The sequence below is a fragment of the Pontimicrobium sp. MEBiC06410 genome (assembly GCF_053601615.1).
On sequence record NZ_JBSHNT010000164.1, the window covers coordinates 366455 to 384521 of the forward strand.

Sequence of the window (18067 nt, forward strand, 5' to 3'; positions counted from 1 at the left end):
TATAAAATAGATTATTATGATCTCCCCAAAATTCCCTAAAAACGAGAGAAAGCGACAAAAAGCTGTAGAAAAATATAAATTGCTTGACACTCCTTCTGAAGATAAATATGATAATATTACCAGTTTTATTTCTGATATTTGTGATGCTCCAATCTCACTAATAACACTGTTAGATAACGACCGCAACTTTCTAAAATCACACTATGGAATAGATTTTAATGAGTCTCCTAGAAACATCTCTTTTTGCGGACATACTATAAACTCCGATGCTCCTATTATGATAATTGAAGACGCTAGAAAAGATGAACGTTTTCATGACAATCCTTTAGTAAAAGAGTTTAACGCCATTTTTTACGCAGGTGTTTCACTTGTTAACAGTGAAGGCTATAAATTAGGAACCTTGTGCGTGTATGACCATAAACCAAGAACTTTAACACTAGAGCAAAAAAAAGCACTACAAATAATTGCTAAACAAGTCGTTACACTTTTTGAACAGCGTTTACAAAACGAACAGCTTTTAAAGCTAAAAGAAAATTTACAGCGTAGAAATGATGATTTGGAAAAATTTGCTGCTATTGTTTCTCATGATTTAAAATCTCCCGTTAACAATATAATTAGCTTAACAGAATTATTAAAAACAGAAAATCCAGATCTCTCAAAAGATTCTATGCAATATATAGACTACTTGCAGGAATCTTCTACTTCGCTAAAAAAGTATATTGATGGCGTTTTAAGCTTTTACAGAAGCGACAAATTATTAGGATTAAAAAAAGAATTATTTACAGTTGAAGAAATTATTAAAGACTGTAAAAGTATTGTAGATATAAGCAAAGAAGCTGAAATAAATTTAACAAACACTACAAAAAACATTTTTTTAAACAGAGCAGCTTTAGAGCAAGTTTTTGTTAATTTATTAACTAATGCTATAAAATATAACGATAAAACTCAGGTTATTATTAATATTAACTGCAACGAAGATGATAACTTTTACTACTTCAGCCATACAGACAATGGTCGTGGTATACCAGAAGAGGATTTAGATAATATCTTCGATTTGTTTAAAACAATAGCACAAGAAGACAAGTATGGTAATCAAGGTAACGGAATAGGCTTGGCTACTACAAAAAAGCTTATCACTGCATTAGGGGGGACTATAACCGCTTCTTCTATTTTAGGCAAACATACTACATTTAAGTTCAAAATAGAAAAAGACTAACTTTTACTAAATCTATTATGCATAAAAAAGCCTTGATAATTATATCAAGGCTTTTTAGTTTTAGTTCTTATGCGATTCAAACGTAACGTCTTTATACTTTATAACACTTAAAGACTTTGAATAATTGAGAATAAAACTTATAGTTTCATCTTTTGGATTCAATTTAATTTCTTTTTTAGATTGTTCTGAGTAAAGTTTTGCCATATTACTTATTAATTGATTATGACTTAATAACGGAGCAAAACTGACTATATTGTGTTATTATAAAATATTTTAAAATTCTTGTAATTAATTTGTTAAAATAATATTATGCTTTTCTATTATTTTACGCATATTAATAAGTGCATAACGCATCCTTCCAAGAGCTGTATTAATACTAACTCCTGTACGTTCGGATATTTCTTTAAAGCTCATATCGTTATACATACGCATTAAAATAACTTCTTTTTGATCTTCTGGAAGCTCTTCTATTAAGCGTCTTACATCTAACTCTACCTGATCTTTTATTAAAGCATGTTCTGCATTTAAACTCGTATCGCTTAACACCGAAAAAATACTGAATTCACCACCATTATCAAATTTTGGCATTCTATTATTTTTTCTAAAATAATCGATAATTAAATTATGGGATATACGCATTACCCAAGGTAAAAATTTACCTTCTTCATTATAATTTCCTTTTTTTAAGGTTCTTATTACTTTAATAAAAGCATCCTGAAAGATGTCTTCTGCAACATCTCTATCGTAAACTTTAGAGTATATAAAACTATATATACGCTGTTTATGTCTTTTAATTAATATTTCCAGAGAGGATTCATCGCCTTTAATATAACTACTAACTAAAGTAGCGTCCGAGATAAGTTCTTTTCGCATAATTTTTACTTTTTTTTCCAGCAGAAGCGGACTTCATACTTAGGGATTCATAATTTTAAAAAGTAAAAATTTGCTATAGGCAATGATAGTTTTGTTGTTTGTATGTCTCAAATATAACAACATTCATTTAAAAAAAACAAAAAAAAATTAAACTTTTAACATTTTATTGCACAATAAAGTTATTTACAAGCTAGAATAGATATGTTATCTTTGCTAAATTATTTTTTATAAAACACCTATGAGTACTAGTCTTTCTGAAGTAAATCCTAAAAAAAACATTATTATTAAAGGGGCTAAATTGCACAACCTAAAAAATATTGATGTTGTTATCCCCAGAAATAAGTTAGTTGTTATTACTGGCTTATCGGGTTCAGGAAAATCTAGTTTAGCCTTCGATACTTTATATGCAGAAGGCCAGAGACGCTATGTAGAAAGCTTATCTAGTTACGCAAGACAGTTTTTAGGTCGCTTAAATAAACCTAAAGTAGATTACATAAAAGGAATTGCTCCTGCAATAGCTATTGAACAAAAGGTTAATTCTACCAACCCAAGATCTACAGTAGGGACTACTACTGAAATTTACGATTATCTAAAATTATTATTTGCTAGAATTGGAAAAACTTATTCTCCAAAATCTGGATTAGAGGTAAAAAAAGATACCGTAACCGATGTTATAGAGTTTATTAAAACCATAGATGAAAAAGAAAAGCTGTTACTGCTCTCTCCTATTTATTTAGAAGAAGGGCGAGAGATGGCCGATAAATTAAAAGCACTAAACCAACAAGGTTACGCTCGTATAAAAGCTGAAGGTAAAGTTATTCGTATAGACGAAGCTAAAGCTACTAAAAATGTCTTTTTAGTTGTAGACCGTATCGTTGTTAAACATGATGAAGATTTTTATAATCGTTTGGCCGATGCTATACAAACCGCTTTTTTTGAAGGAAAAGGCGAATGTTTTATAGAATATGTAAAAGATGGTACAACGCGGCATTTTAGCAATAAATTTGAATTAGATGGCATTAGCTTTTTAGAACCCAATGTACATTTATTTAGTTTTAATAATCCTTATGGCGCCTGCCCTAAATGCGAAGGTTACGGAGATGTTATTGGTATAGATGAAGACTTAGTTATCCCCAACACAGCGCTTTCTGTATATGAAAATGCTATTTTTCCTTGGAGAGGAGAAAGCATGAGTTGGTACAGAGATCAATTAGTAAATAAATCTCATCATTTCGATTTTCCTATACACAAGCCTTATTTTCAGCTAAGTGAAAAGCAAAAGCAGTTAATTTGGAAAGGAAACAAACATTTTGAAGGATTATCTTCATTTTTTGCTGAGCTAGAATCTAAAGCATATAAAATTCAAAATAGAGTCATGTTATCACGTTATCGTGGTAAAACAAAATGTAAAACTTGTAATGGTAAACGTTTACGCCCAGAAGCAAATTATATAAAAATTGCTGGGGCGACATTAACAGATTTAGTAGAAATGCCGCTAGACAAATTAGCAAATTTCTTTAACCAACTAGAGCTTAATGATCATGATACAACTATTGCTAAACGTTTATTAAAAGAAATAAATAATCGATTAGCCTTTTTATCTAATGTAGGACTAGATTATTTAACCTTAAACAGAAAGTCTAACACATTATCTGGAGGAGAAAGTCAACGTATAAATTTGGCAACATCATTAGGTAGTAGCTTAGTTGGTTCTATGTATATTTTAGATGAGCCTAGTATTGGGTTACACCCTAAAGATACAGAACGTTTAATAGTAGTACTAAAAGCATTACGCGATTTGGGTAATACAGTTATTGTAGTAGAGCATGATGATGATATTATGAAGGCTTCAGACGAAATTATAGATATTGGCCCTGAAGCTGGTACTTTTGGTGGACATGTTGTGGCCACTGGAGATTATAAAGCTATTTTGGCTTCAAATTCTTTAACAGCAAAATACCTAAATGGTACATTAAAAATTGAAGTTCCAAAAGCAAGACGCTCCTCAAAATATCATGTAGATATTATTGGAGCGCGTGAACATAATTTAAAAAACATAGATGTTACATTTCCTTTAGGCATGTTAACTGTAGTTACTGGTGTTTCTGGAAGCGGTAAAAGTACTCTGGTAAAAAAGATTTTGTTCCCAGCTTTACAAAAACAATTAACTGGATTTGGAGACAAACCAGGCCAATTTACAGAACTAAAAGGAAATTATAGTAATGTAAAGCATATAGAGTTTGTAGACCAAAACCCTATTGGAAGATCCTCTAGATCCAACCCAGTAACCTACATTAAAGCTTATGACGATATTCGTGCTTTATACTCTAAACAAAAACTTAGTGCAATTAGAAACTACCAGGCTAAACACTTCTCTTTTAACGTAGATGGTGGACGTTGTGAAACCTGCAAAGGGGAAGGTGTTGTTACTATAGAAATGCAATTTATGGCAGATGTGCATTTGGAATGCGAAACTTGTAAAGGAAAACGTTTTAAAAAAGAGGTTTTAGAGGTTACGTTTGCTGATAAAAATATTGATGACATTTTAAGTATGACTATAGATGACGCTATTGCTTTTTTTGATGAAAATGGAGTCTCTAAAATAAAAAACAAACTACAGCCGCTTCAAGATGTTGGTTTAGGTTATGTGGCACTTGGCCAAAGTTCGTCTACACTTTCTGGTGGAGAAGCACAACGTATAAAACTTGCTTCTTTTCTAGGAAAAGGTAATACTAAAGAAACAGCTTTATTTATATTCGATGAACCGACTACAGGGTTACATTTTCATGATATCCAAAAGCTTTTAAAATCATTTAATGCTTTAATTGAAAAAGGACATTCTATAATTGTTGTTGAGCATAATTTAGAGTTAATAAAATGTGCTGATTATATTATTGATTTAGGTCCTAAAGGAGGAGAAAATGGAGGCCATTTGGTCGCTTTTGGTACACCAGAGGAAATAGTAAAAAATAAAGCTTCTGAAACAGGAAAGTATTTAAAACAAAAGCTATAATTTATTTAATTGCTTTAGGCAACTATATATTTTTATACTTAAAAAATAAAAAGCTTGTTGCTTGCTTTATATCTTAATTTTATAAGCTCATTCGGCTATGAAATGTGTTTATATTTTAATAAAACATAAAGGCAAATATTAACATAAAAGCTCCAGCAATTGGTAAAACAAAAACCATAAAGGTAACGGTAGCTACCCAACTTTTAAACAAGCTAACAAACCAACCTTGACCATAAAATCGTTTTATTGCTAGAAATAAATAGAAAAATGTAGATAATACAATTAAAACATCTAACCATACTGGTATTACATCCCATATTAAACTCATAAATATTAAAATACTAAATACAGTAAATAAATACGCAAAGAAGTAAAATGTAAACACTAGATGATGGGCAAAACGACCTCTTCTAAAAAACAGCATTTTTAAAATAAATGCAAAAATTGGTAGTAAAAAAAACATAGATATTGGTACAGTATCATAAAACGCCCTTAAAATATTACCAATCCCTCCTTTATTTTTATAAATTTTAAGCATTTGAGCGTAAAACTTCCTTGTTAGTGCCCCATCCCCTTCTTCCATCCCCATGGCTGTATATACTTCATCTTTAGAGGCTTTAATTGCTAAAAGAGAATCTACTTTCTTTTCATCAAACCCAAAAGTAAACCTTAAGTTCTCTTCTGGTTTTTGGGTTTTAACTATAGAATCTAAAGCTTTCATATCTTCATCTTTAATCCCCATAACCGTTTGATTTTTCTTCATTTCTTCTAAAATCACTGCTTTAGCTATAGAATCTTTTTCTATTTCTGAAACTGCAGAGTCTGTAGCTTTACGCACTTGCTCATCAATAGTTGCTGCTGTGCTTATTGCATTTATTTGTTCTTTTTGTTTAAACGAATATAGAAAGAAGAAAACTATAGATATAAACAAATATAATTGTGCTGGATGCAGGTATAGTAAACGTTTTCCTTGTATAAATTTGTTAGCTAAATAACCAGGTTTTACCATTAATGGAATAAAACTCTTAAAAAAACGAGCATCTACAGCAAAATAATTGCTAATAGTGTTGTAAAATAATACGCCAACTGTTAGCTCTTCTTTTGTTTTTTGACCACAATTGGGGCAAAATTCAAAAGTACTTTCTAATAATGTTTCGCAATTTTTGCAGGTTATATTTTCTTTAGACATTGAGTTGGCTACGTTTGTTATATCTATCTAATGGCATTAAAATAAATAATTACGCTAAAAATAGAAAAATTAAATCACTTCTCTATTTATAGGTCTTTTAATTTATAAAAAGTTACATTTTAAAATCTTACACAATCGCAGTAATAACAAGGGCTCCCCGTTTTGGCACGTTAATTGAAACTTACAACTACAAATAGCGTAAGCCGAAAAGCTAAATGAGTAGGCATCATCTAAAACCCTAATACTATGAAAACATTAGTACAATTATTTACAGTATTGTTAGTGGGACTAACAACTGTTTCAGCAGCAGAAAAAATCGACACTGCAACACAAGGTGAAGATATTATTACAACACGCTATCGTTATGCACAACCAATTCAGTTTGTAGAGCGTGGTGTAGAGTTTTTAATTTTCCCTGATGGTAGTTTTGACTTTAATACAGATATAACCTCAAATCATTATGATGATTACGATGTTTATTACAGAAGAAATAAAACAAGACGTGGCTCTATAAACGGAACATTTGGTGCTCCAGGCACAAGAGTTAAATTCTCAAAATCCAGAAGAAATAGAGGTGTAATTATAAAGCATGATTACAATGGTAGAGTTAGACGAATTGGTAATGTTTTTATAAACTACAACCGTACTGGACAAGTAAAACGTATTGGCTCTGTATATGTAAGTTATAATAGAGCGTGTTTGGTAAGACAAATTGGAGGGCTACATATAAGATATAACAGACGAGGGCATATTATTGCAACAACAGGGTATGTAAACTTTAATAATCAAGGTTGTGGATTTTGTGGAGTAACAGGTTGTAGTACTAACCACCATGATAATCACCATGACCAAGATGATCACTACGATAATGACTGGGATGATGATTACGGAAATGATGATGATAACTATTACTACAAGAGTGGTAAAAAAAGAAAAAAGAGTAAACGTTAATTCTTTATAGCTAATATATTTAAAAATAAGCCTTACATAGTGTAAGGTTTATTTTTATTTAACCGTTTGTGCATTAAACATAAAAGTATCTTGAAAACGTAATAACTTGTCTGTTAGTTTTTCTGCAAAAATTACATATTGGCATTTACCAATACTTTCAGGAATTCTGTTAACATCTGCAAAGTACATTCCTCTTTCTGCAAATTCGGCATCTTCTATAATAAATAGTTTTAATTGTGTTACGTTTATTGCATTTATATAAAAAAGTTTATTTAAACGTTTTGGCGTAGCTATTATAACATCTTGCCCATAGTATATCTCATCTTTTTCGGCATCTATACTATGTTCGTCGTAAGCAGTATATATTCTTAAATTTGTTCGTTTTGTAAATTCTAAAAAGGCTTCTTTTAATTTTAGAGCTTCCACTTTATCTTTAACCAATATTAATGCTCTAGGTGCATCTTCAAATGCTTTACTTCCTAATTTTTGCATTGTACTTAAAATAATCGCTGTCGTTTTTCCACTATTTTTTTCTCCAATTGCATATAAATCTACACCACTTTTAATTTTAGGTAATACTTTTTTTTGAAACGAAGTAGGTTCCTCAAACCCTTTATTAATTAAGGCTTCTTTTATTTCTGGATTTAATTTTTTGAATGACATAATTTAAGTATTTAAATCAAAATGATTACTCAACTAAGCGAAACTAAAGGTAATTTACGAGCCTACAAAATTTAGCCTTTATTGTTTTTGGCACGATGGTTGAAGTGTAGTTAATATTCAATCCTAAAAACAAACAATTATGAAAAAATTACTCTTTTTATTTGTTGGTCTACTAATAACTAGTGTTACTGCTAATGCAGATGAAACATTAGAGGCTAGCGGTCTAGCAAATTATCGCGGTTACGGTAAATCTTTTATTTTTAATGAACAAGGTATTGAGTTTTCAGTATTCGCAGATGGACAATTCGATTTTTATATTCCTAATAATCACACTAACGTTAATGTTTCTATAGGTAATCCTCATGTAAATATTAGCTTCAACACTGGTTACGATTATAGTGCTTACGTACAGTACGATGAGTTTGGAGCCGTAATTCAAGTAGAAAATACGCCTGTGTTTTATGACTACTATGGTAGAGTTAGACAGATTGGAGATGTCTGCATTTCATACAACAACAGAGGTTTTATTTCTAGAGTTGGTGGATTATATGTAAATTATAGATTTAACAGATTTTACAACTGTACAGGTTTTATTAATGTTTATAATAGACGTTATGTATATAGGCCATGGCACTCTTATTATGTAATTCCTTCACCAAATTACTGTGTAGTTTACAACAGACCTTACAGACAATTTTATACTCCTACTCGTTATATTTACGATAGACCTTATAGAAATAACTATAGAAGAACAACTGCGGTAGCTAGTAGAAGAGGTAATAGGGTTGTTAGAAATACAAGTTATGCTTCTAGAAGAAATGGGCGTAGTGTAAGACAATCTTCTACAAGTAATACTCCTAGAACAAGAGGAAACATTACACGTACTAATAGAACGCGCACAACGACACAAGCTAATACCCCTAGAACACGTACACGTACTAACACTACTACAAGAACTAGAGGAAATATAAACAGAAATACAACAAGACCTAATAGAACACTTTCTAAACCTAGATCTTCTAGTGTGCGTCCACAATCTAGTTCGCCAAGAGTTAGAAAAAAAGCTACTCCTAGTTCTAGAACCAGAACTTCAGTTAGAACTCCTAAAAGGAATAAAACCCAAACAAGGACAACAAGGTCTTCTAATTCGAGAAGAAATAATGCGTCTACAAGATCAAGATCTTCAAGACGTATCTAATTATAATTATTTAAGTTGGTTAAAAAAAGTCCTGTTATACTTAACTAAGTATGCGGGACTTTATCGTTTAAGGAGTTTATTAATTAAGATCGAAATGTCTTCAGAAAAATTAAATCTGTATACTATAACTCCATAAAACAGACTTATTAAGAGTGATTTTAAAACTATATTTAATATTGGATGAAATTGAAACTCCCAAAAATAAAACCCAAATCCGCATATTAGTATTAATATTAATGCTTTTAGCGTATTTAAACTAAAAGGTAGCATTTTAAATTTAGCATATACAAATAGCACCTTTATAGTATTATAAATAAATATAGCTATACATGTTGCATAAGCTGCTCCATTTATTCCAAACTTGGGAATAAAAGCTATATTAAGTAGTGCCGTGCATACTGCTAAAACAATTCCTAAAAGCAAAATAACTCTATAATAGTCACTATTAAATAATATAGAGTTATTATTACCTAACATATTGTCAAATAATTTTACCAACCCTATTGCTAGCACAACAATAAAACCACCCGCGTATTCATTAGGTAATAAATTATACAATTGGTTTACATTTAATATTACTATTAAAAAAATAAAACCACTAATAATTAATAGGTTTAACGAACTCTTCTTATATAAAATTTTTAAATCTACCTTGTTATTTTCGTTAAGCAATTTTGCTGTTAAAGGATGTGTTATTTGATGCATAGATCTAGAAGGCACACCTATAACTGTTGCTATGTAAATAGCTACACCATAATAAGCTACATTTTCTATAGCAACATACTGCCCAATCATAAATTTGTCTATCTCTAATATTATGTTAGCTACAGATCCAGCTATTATAATTAAAGATGTATATTTTAAAATAGGAATAAACAGGCTTAGTTTTACAAATTTAAATACCGGAGGTTTTAGGCTAAATGCATAAAACATCATTATTAACATTCTTATACTATAAACCACAATAATACTTTCTATTAACACATGTACTGTTAACAATTTATAGTATAAACTTATTAATAAAAGTGTAATACATATTCTATGAAATACTTCTTTCATAAAATTCCCAAAGACACTTTTTAATTGCACTTTACTCCAGGCATAAAATACTTCGAAATAAGCAAACACTATGGCTGTTAAAAAAATATACCAAGTATACTCTTTTACTTTCACATTTTCTTGAGCTATAAATACACTTATTTTTTCTAGATTAAAGAACGTAAATAATGCAAAAGGTATTATTACTCCTAAAGGCAATACTAGCATTAAACTTAAAAACCCATTCTGAGATTTTCTTGTTTTAAATGAGGAGTAGAATTTAACAATAGTATTATTTACCCCAAATGCCATTAAAGGCATTAAAATATTAGCAGTAGATAGTATAAAGGTTATTAACCCATAGTATACTGGATCTATAAACTTGGTAAACAGAAACAATACATTAATTGCACCTACAGCAAAACCAATATAGGTTATTAATATATTTTTAATAGATTGTTTTATTACTATTCCCATTTATATGAGTTTAGATAGGGTTTCTGTTAATTTTTTTCTACTGTAATTTTGCAGGTTTATAGGTTGTGTTTTTAAATCGTTCTTTTTAAAAGCTATGTAATGTGCTTTTAATAGTTCTTTAAGTTCTTTGTAGTTATTGTAATCAAAATACTTACCCGTATTGGTTTTATTTATAATTATTTCTACATCTGAGTCTTTTGGTCCTAATGCTATTATTGGTCTTTGAGACACCATATACTCAAACAGTTTTCCTGGAATAATAGACTTAGTCTCTTCAGAATCTATTTCTACTACTAATAATATCTGCGATTTTTTTTGATACATTATAGCTTCCTTATGAGGCACATACCCCCTGTTTTTAACATAGGTATCAAGCTTGTAAGAGGCTATTGTTTTTAAAATAGAATCGCTAACTGCTCCTACAAAATTAATTTCTAAATCTTCTGCAAACCCTTTTTCTTCTTCTACTAATGCTTTTAAAACTTTCCAAAGTACTAATGGATTTCTCTTAGATAATAAAGACCCGATGTGTGATATTGAAAACTTAGTATCTAATTCTTGTGTTTTTACTTTTTCTACATCATACCCATTAGTAATAACAGTAATTGGTTTATTGGTTATAGTTTCAAATTCCACCTTTGTGTTATTACTCGTTACTACAATTTCATCTGCAGCATTTAAAACCTCATGCTCTAAGGTCTTATGTTTTGCTTTTGATGCTTCTGTTAATCGTAATTGTTTATGATAACCTATGGTTGTCCATGGATCTCTAAAATCACTTATCCATTTTACATCAAGGCGTTGTTGTAATTGCAACCCTATTAAATGTAAACTATGCGGAGGCCCAGTGGTTATTATTGTTTGTATTGCATTTGTTTTTATGTAGTTATAAAGAAACGCTACCGAAGGTTTTACCCAGTTTTTTCTTGCATCTGGAATAAAAAAATTACCACGCACGTATAGCATTGCTTTTTCAATAAAACTTTGTTTTTTTTCTACAGGAATAATTCCTTTACTAATGGTTTTAGATTTCTTAGAAAATATACTTGCTATTTTATAGGGCTCTTTTATTGGTTGTTTTATAACTGTAAGGTCTTTAGCTACATCTGTTATTAAACTCTTATCTATTAATGGATAGTTAGGGTTTTCTGGACAGTATACTATGGGTTCTATATTAAAATCTGGCAGATACTTTACAAATTTTAACCAGCGTTGTACTCCAGGACCTCCTGCTGGTGGCCAATAATACGTTATTATAAGTACTTTTTTTTTATCCATTTTAAGTCTATCCTATCGTTTGTAAAACTCGTAATCTAGCATTACAAACACTACGCTTCTTCTATCGTTTGTTTTTTAAACATAAGGAATAGACCTCCTATTAATAGCACAGCTAATATTATAGTACTAATTAATGCTATTTTACTTCCAGTTTTTACAACCTGAGCTTCAAACTTAAATTCTATTGTATGGTTACCTCTAGGAATCTCTAATCCTCTTAAAACGTAATTTACTCTATAGTGTGGAACTGGTTTATTATCTATATAAGCCTGCCACCCTTTTCCGTAATACACTTCAGAAAACACAGCAAAACCATCATTAATATTTTCAGATTGGTATGTAATTGCATTGGGCTTATAGTTTAATATTTTTATTGATGCTAATGAATCTACCTCATAACGGTTTGGTAATTTTTTAGTATTAGTTTCTTTTGGCACTGTATACACAGCTGCATTTTTATTATCTAATTTATCTAAAGCTTGTATTTCTTCATTAGCAGAATTCACAGGCTCTAGTGTTTTAACAAACCATGCGTTACCATTAGCTCTATCATTAATTAATGGATAAGGTTGTCCTTTTTCATTTGTTGTTATAATGTATTTTGTATTTAACATATTTAATACATTCACATTATTTTTAACTATGTAGAAATTAAAAACATCATCAAAACGTTTCAGTTTTGCTGCATGATATCCTGTAAGGGAGTTATGAAAATAGGATGTCCTTGCGCCTCCAGAGGTTACATCGAATACTCTAAAATGAGATTTATCTTTTTTAATTTCTACATCTGCTGGAGATTCATTGTACGGTGCTTCTACTTGCCTGCTTGAAACAAAATCATCTGTATTTACATAGCGCCTATCTACTCCTACTAAATCGAACAATATTAATCCTGCAAAAATTAATACTACTTTTGTTTCGTTTAGTTTTTTCTTTAAAAATAAGAAGATTGTTCCTGCAGAAAGTATTACTAATAATAGTGTTCTTAATGTATCTTTTGTAAAAAGCATTTCTCTATCTGCTCTTAACGCATCTACAAATTCTAGACCAGCTTCTTGCCTATAATATCCATCATTTCCTCCTACAAAATCTAGCCACCCAAAAGCTTTAATTAATAAAAAGAAAATAGATAACCCAGCGGTTATAAAAACAGTATACTTTAAAGCTTTTAATTTATGGTCTTCTTTCTCATAATCATTAAATAACCTTACTAATCCAAAAATTGCTAATATAGGTATACATAATTCTAGTATAACTTGTATTGAGCTAACCGCTCTAAATTTGTTATACAACGGAACATAATCTATAAAAAAATCTGTTAAAAACCCTAAGTTTTTACCATAGGACAATAGTAACGATAGTAGTGTTCCAGCAACAAGCCACCATTTTAAGCGGCCTTTAACTAAAAATAATGCTAGTACAAATAAAAATAATATTACTGCACCTACATAGGCTGGTGCTTCCACAATTGGCTGACTCCCCCAATAAGTTGGTGCGTTCTCAGCAACATCTCTAGCTTGTAAAGGTGTAGCACCTTGTTTTAAATAGAATTGATAGAGCTCAGAGTTTTTACCAACATCTTCTGTATTCCCTCCTCCTAATAATCTAGGAATGTATAAATTAAATGTTTCTAAAAAGCCATAACTATATTCTGTTATATAGGCTTTATCTAGTCCAGATGTCACTTCTTTTGGAGAGCCATCTGGGTTTATTGTTAATTCGCTTTTACCTCTTGTACTTTCTTTTACATATTCTTGTGTCGCTAATATACTTGTTGCATTTAAACCTACTGCTAAAATAACTGCCACAACCAATAATCCAACAGATTTAAAGTAATGTGGTAATAATTGCTTTCTATAGGCATCAATTAAATATACTATACCTAATACAATAACTAGTAATAGTAAATAATAGGTCATTTGGAAATGATTAGCAACAATTTCTAAAGCCATAGCTACAGCCGTTACTAAAAAACCTATAACATATTTTCGCCTAAATGTAAGTATAACACCACTTAATACGAGTGGCATATACGCTATTGCATGAGCTTTACTGTTGTGCCCTACTCCTATAATTATAATAAGGTATGTAGAAAATCCAAACGCTAAAGCACCAAGAGCAGAAAGTTTATAATCTACCTTTAAACTTAGAAGCAGAATGTAAAACCCAATAAAATACAGAAATAGATAATCTGCTGGTCTAGGCAAAAAACGCAGCCCTAAATCTAGTTTTTTAATATAGTTATGTGGGTATTTAGCTCCTAATTGGTAGGTAGGCATTCCCCCAAAAGCACTATTGGTCCAGTAGGTTTCCTCTCCTGTTTGTGCTTTAAAATCCTTTTGTTGTTTTGCCATCCCTACATAATGAACAATATCACTTTGTAATATTTCTTCTCCTTGTAATACAGGACTAAAATAGGCTAAGGCTAAAACTACAAACCCAATAATTACTAATATATGAGGTAGGATTTTTTTGAATGAAAGTTGCATAAAATATATTAAATACTATGAAATTGAAAAATAATACTATTTTTTGAAATTAAGCTTAATTGAATTGAAATTTTAGAAATTCTTAAAACTAAAGAATCGTTGTTACTTTTTAAAAGCATTTTTAAACTCACTCGTTAACACCTCTATAGCTTCTGGTTTATATTTTCTAGAAAAATGAACTGGTATTGCCTCTTTAACATTACACGTTTTCATAAGTTTACCAGAGGCTGTAGAATAACTATGAAAATTTGCTTTAGCAAAAGCTTTATCTTCTTCATTATAAAAGCTTTCTATATATACTGTATCTGCATTAAAAAAGAGCTGTTTTATTTTTTCATGATTTTCAACAGTAGCTGCATGGTCTAATATTACCCCAAGTGTTTCTCCTTTTTTAACATGTATTAAATGAAACAAATCGGAAGCTTTAAAAACGTTATCTTCTACAGCAATTATAGCGTCGTGTTCTTTTAAACGGTATGCATCTTTAAGCGTATTAATCCACTTTCCGCCTTTAAAACTTGTACCAACAATATTTATTTTAGTCGAGTCATATTCTTTAAAAAGGTAAGCTATAGATGGTGTTTTATGATTTAAAATAGTAAAACGAACTTCAAATTTATTTGTTTTAAAAATAGTTTCAGTACTTAAATCCTCCATAGCATTTGCATTCCAAAACGGCGGTTTTAACTCTGCTCGCTTTATAATACTATTTTTTTGAATTTCTCTAACTTCGTAAACAATAGCATCCTCAGCTATTAAATTCCAACAATAGCTTTGTATTCTAGACTGCACTTGTTTAATAATACCTTCTGGACCACAAATAATAATACGTCGTTTTACTCCTATTTGATGTCTTAAAATAGTATCGAAATTAACAAAGTGATCTATATGTGTATGACTCAAAAAAACGGCATTTGTATTCTGGCAATCCTTTACAGATAAATTAGAAGCTTCACCACAATCACATATATAATTATAAGAATCATTATCTGGTGAGATCAAGATACAGATATCTTCGTTTATTTTGCTTTTAATCTCTGCTTTGAACATATATTATGGTATATAAGTAAGAAAACGAAATAAACTTAATCTATTTCTTCATAATCTACATATTCCCCAACAGTATTATTCGAAGATTTTCTATTTGGTATTTTATCTATAGTCGTTTCTCCTTCTTTTTGTTGTTCCTGTTGCGATTTTTGATTTTGAAATCCTTCAAACTGCCCTCCAAAACGTTGCATTGCTTTTTTACTTAGGTACTTTAAAAACAGTGGTCCAAAAATTCTAGACAATATCTTAAAACCATAGTAAAATAATATAATAAAAAGTATGGTCTTTAATAATCCCATAAAAAGTAATATTGTTGTTTTAATTTATTTAAACAAAAATACAATACTCTTTGGGTAATTTCAGTTATAAATACTTAAAAAATATATAAAATCTCTATATTTGGAGCTAAACCTAATATTTATGTCCTTAAAAAAATTCTTTTTACCGACCTTATTATTTATTGTTAGTTATACTGTAAACGCTCAGTATACAGAAGTTATAAATTCTAATAGACCTGGAGTGTCGCGTTCTGCATTCGCTGTCGGTACAAATGTTGCCCAAATTGAAATTGGCCCTTACACTGTAAAAGAAAAACACACCCCTTTAAAATATGATGTTTCTGGTTTCGGAATTGATTTTGCTGCAAGATACGGCTTACTACTACCAGAGTTAGAACTTAATATTGAAGGCGCATACCAAAGCGACACATTTACAGATAATCGTTCTTCTATTTCTTCGGAAAATAAACGTTCAAATTTTAAAAACTTAACTATAGGTGCTAAGTATTTGGTATACGATCCGTATAAAAATGCCGAAGAAGAAAAACCCAATTTATACAGTTACCATGCTAATAAAAAATTCCAATGGAAGTCTCTAATTCCTGCAGTTTCTGTGTATTTAGGCGCTAATTTTGACACTAAAGATAACCCATACACAGCACCAGATGTAGAAGGGTTTAGCCCTAAAGTAATTGTAGCTACACAAAATAACTTTGCTAGTGGTTGGGTTATGGTTTTAAACTTAATAAAAGATAGAATTGGGTCTGAGTTTTCAGATTTTCAATACATCCTTACTTTAACTAAAGCAATTAATCAAAATGTCGTTTTATTTGGAGAAACTCAAGGAATAAAAAGTGATTTCTATGCGGATAACTTATTCCGTTTTGGGGGTGCATATTTATGGGGTAAAGACTTACAATTAGACACTGCTTTAACATTTAATACTAAAGATACGCCTTCTGTATTTAGTATTAATTTTGGTGTATCTTACAGGTTAGATTTCCATCAAGACGATAAACCAGATAATGGTGTTTCTGCTGAAGAAGAAGCTGAACGTAGAGCCAATAAAAAACGTAAGAAAAACAAAAAGGATAAGAAAAAAGGTGGTGATGCTGGTGGTGATAAAAAACAGAAAAAAGAAGCCCAAGAGATTGATTTTGATGACGAAGATTAACCACTAGAATATGATTACAGTAAAACAGGCTACTACTAAAAAGGAACTTAAAGCTTTTGTTAAGTTTCCTTTTTCTTTATACAAAGATTCTAAATATTGGGTTCCCCCAATTATTAATCAGGAATTAGAAACTTTTGACAAAAAAAAGAACCCCATTTTTAAAGATGCAGAAGCAACTTTTTTTCTAGCCTATAAAAACGGAGAAATTGTTGGGCGTGTTGCAGCAATTATAAACTGGTTAGAGGTAAAAAACCAAAACCAGAAAAAAATGCGTTTTGGCTGGTTCGATTTTATTGATGATTTAGAGGTTTCTAAGGCTTTATTAGATGAAGTTATAAAAATTGGTAAAGCTCATAATTTAGAATATACAGAAGGTCCTGTAGGTTTCTCTAACTTAGATAAAGTTGGTGTAATGACCGAAGGTTTTGATCAAGTTAGTAATATGATTACATGGTATAATCACGAATACTATGTAAAACATTACGAGGCTTTGGGTTATACTATTGAAAAATCGTATTCAGAAAGTAAATTCCCTTTTGCTAATGTAAATCCAGAAACGTTTAAAAAAGCGCAAGAGCTTATAAAGAGACGTTATAAGCTTAAAGCATTACAATTAACTACTACTGAAGAGGTTATGCCTTATGCAGATAAAATGTTTGATTTATTTAATGAAAGTTATTCTTCTTTAGCTTCTTTTGTAGAAATTACTGATATTCAAAAAGCTTATTTTAAAAAGAAATTTATAAGTTTTGTTAATCCAGAATATATTAAATTTATTGTAGACGAACAGGATAACATGGTAGCTTTCGCTATTGTAATGCCTAGGTTTGCCTCTGCATTACAACAAATTAAGGGAAAGTTATTTCCTTTTGGTTTTGCCAAATTGCTAAAAGCTAAAAAGCATAGTAAGGATGTTGTATTTTATTTAATAGGTGTACATCCAGATTATCAAAATAAAGGCGTTCATGCTGTTATTTTTAATGAATATTATGAAACGTTTACCAAGAAAGGTATTATTAATTGCTACAGAACTCCAGAATTAGAAGATAACGAAGCCATACATAAAATATGGAAACACTTCAACCCTATTGTTGTTAAGCGTCGTAAAACATACCGTAAAGCAATTGAATAAATAAGCTGGTAATAAAAAAATCCAATTCAAATGAATTGGATTTTTTTA

15 protein-coding genes are annotated in these 18067 nt (G+C 30.3%); 6 read left to right on the forward strand and 9 right to left on the reverse strand.

What is annotated here, in order from left to right; genetic code table 11:
* Positions 1-16: 16 nt before the first annotated feature.
* Positions 17-1216, forward strand: a complete 1200-nt coding sequence (locus tag ACVC08_RS19345; protein ID WP_452603302.1) for a sensor histidine kinase — start codon at positions 17-19, stop codon at positions 1214-1216.
* 60 nt (positions 1217-1276) lie between these two features.
* On the opposite strand, the gene ACVC08_RS19350 is transcribed toward ACVC08_RS19345, so the two are convergent.
* Entirely contained in the window at positions 1277-1420 is a 144-nt protein-coding gene (locus ACVC08_RS19350) for a hypothetical protein (protein WP_452596515.1), read from the reverse strand.
* Between the two features lie 84 nt (positions 1421-1504).
* Positions 1505-2089 (reverse strand): RNA polymerase sigma factor, encoded by a 585-nt coding sequence (locus ACVC08_RS19355; protein ID WP_452596516.1) that lies wholly within the window; start codon positions 2087-2089, stop codon positions 1505-1507.
* Between the two features lie 238 nt (positions 2090-2327).
* Here ACVC08_RS19355 and uvrA point away from each other — a divergent pair, with 238 nt between their 5' ends.
* A complete protein-coding gene (gene uvrA / locus ACVC08_RS19360; RefSeq protein ID WP_452603303.1) occupies positions 2328-5102 on the forward strand; it encodes an excinuclease ABC subunit UvrA in 2775 nt (924 codons plus the stop codon).
* A 115-nt stretch (positions 5103-5217) separates the two neighbouring features.
* On the opposite strand, the gene ACVC08_RS19365 is transcribed toward uvrA, so the two are convergent.
* Complete coding sequence (locus ACVC08_RS19365) at positions 5218-6291, reverse strand: DUF3667 domain-containing protein (RefSeq protein ID WP_452603304.1); 1074 nt, start codon at positions 6289-6291, stop codon at positions 5218-5220.
* 246 nt (positions 6292-6537) lie between these two features.
* On the opposite strand from ACVC08_RS19365, the gene ACVC08_RS19370 reads away from it, so the two are divergent.
* Positions 6538-7242, forward strand: coding sequence for a hypothetical protein (locus tag ACVC08_RS19370; protein WP_452596519.1), 705 nt, complete (start codon positions 6538-6540; stop codon positions 7240-7242).
* A gap of 54 nt (positions 7243-7296) precedes the next feature.
* On the opposite strand, the gene ACVC08_RS19375 is transcribed toward ACVC08_RS19370, so the two are convergent.
* Positions 7297-7905: a DEAD/DEAH box helicase gene (locus tag ACVC08_RS19375; RefSeq protein WP_452603305.1), complete on the reverse strand. Its 609-nt coding sequence runs from the start codon at positions 7903-7905 to the stop codon at positions 7297-7299.
* 139 nt (positions 7906-8044) lie between these two features.
* Between ACVC08_RS19375 and ACVC08_RS19380 the strand changes: the two genes are divergently transcribed.
* Entirely contained in the window at positions 8045-9103 is a 1059-nt protein-coding gene (locus ACVC08_RS19380) for a hypothetical protein (RefSeq protein WP_452603306.1), read from the forward strand.
* A gap of 60 nt (positions 9104-9163) precedes the next feature.
* On the opposite strand, the gene ACVC08_RS19385 is transcribed toward ACVC08_RS19380, so the two are convergent.
* The 5 genes from ACVC08_RS19385 to ACVC08_RS19405 form a co-directional block, all read right to left on the reverse strand.
* On the reverse strand, positions 9164-10618 hold the full coding sequence (locus ACVC08_RS19385; RefSeq protein ID WP_452603307.1) for an oligosaccharide flippase family protein: 1455 nt from the start codon (positions 10616-10618) through the stop codon (positions 9164-9166).
* Entirely contained in the window at positions 10619-11896 is a 1278-nt protein-coding gene (locus tag ACVC08_RS19390) for a glycosyl transferase family 1 (RefSeq protein ID WP_452603308.1), read from the reverse strand.
* A gap of 50 nt (positions 11897-11946) precedes the next feature.
* Positions 11947-14385 (reverse strand): YfhO family protein, encoded by a 2439-nt coding sequence (locus ACVC08_RS19395; RefSeq protein WP_452603309.1) that lies wholly within the window; start codon positions 14383-14385, stop codon positions 11947-11949.
* A 102-nt stretch (positions 14386-14487) separates the two neighbouring features.
* Positions 14488-15435 (reverse strand): peptidase, encoded by a 948-nt coding sequence (locus tag ACVC08_RS19400; RefSeq protein ID WP_452603310.1) that lies wholly within the window; start codon positions 15433-15435, stop codon positions 14488-14490.
* Positions 15436-15470: 35 nt separating this feature from the next.
* Positions 15471-15734, reverse strand: coding sequence for a DUF4834 family protein (locus ACVC08_RS19405; RefSeq protein WP_452597457.1), 264 nt, complete (start codon positions 15732-15734; stop codon positions 15471-15473).
* A gap of 121 nt (positions 15735-15855) precedes the next feature.
* Between ACVC08_RS19405 and ACVC08_RS19410 the strand changes: the two genes are divergently transcribed.
* Together ACVC08_RS19410 and ACVC08_RS19415 are read left to right on the forward strand one after the other, a co-directional pair.
* Positions 15856-16887, forward strand: a complete 1032-nt coding sequence (locus tag ACVC08_RS19410) for a transporter (protein WP_452603311.1) — start codon at positions 15856-15858, stop codon at positions 16885-16887.
* A 10-nt stretch (positions 16888-16897) separates the two neighbouring features.
* Positions 16898-18019, forward strand: coding sequence for a GTP cyclohydrolase (locus tag ACVC08_RS19415; RefSeq protein ID WP_452603312.1), 1122 nt, complete (start codon positions 16898-16900; stop codon positions 18017-18019).
* Positions 18020-18067: the final 48 nt, after the last annotated feature.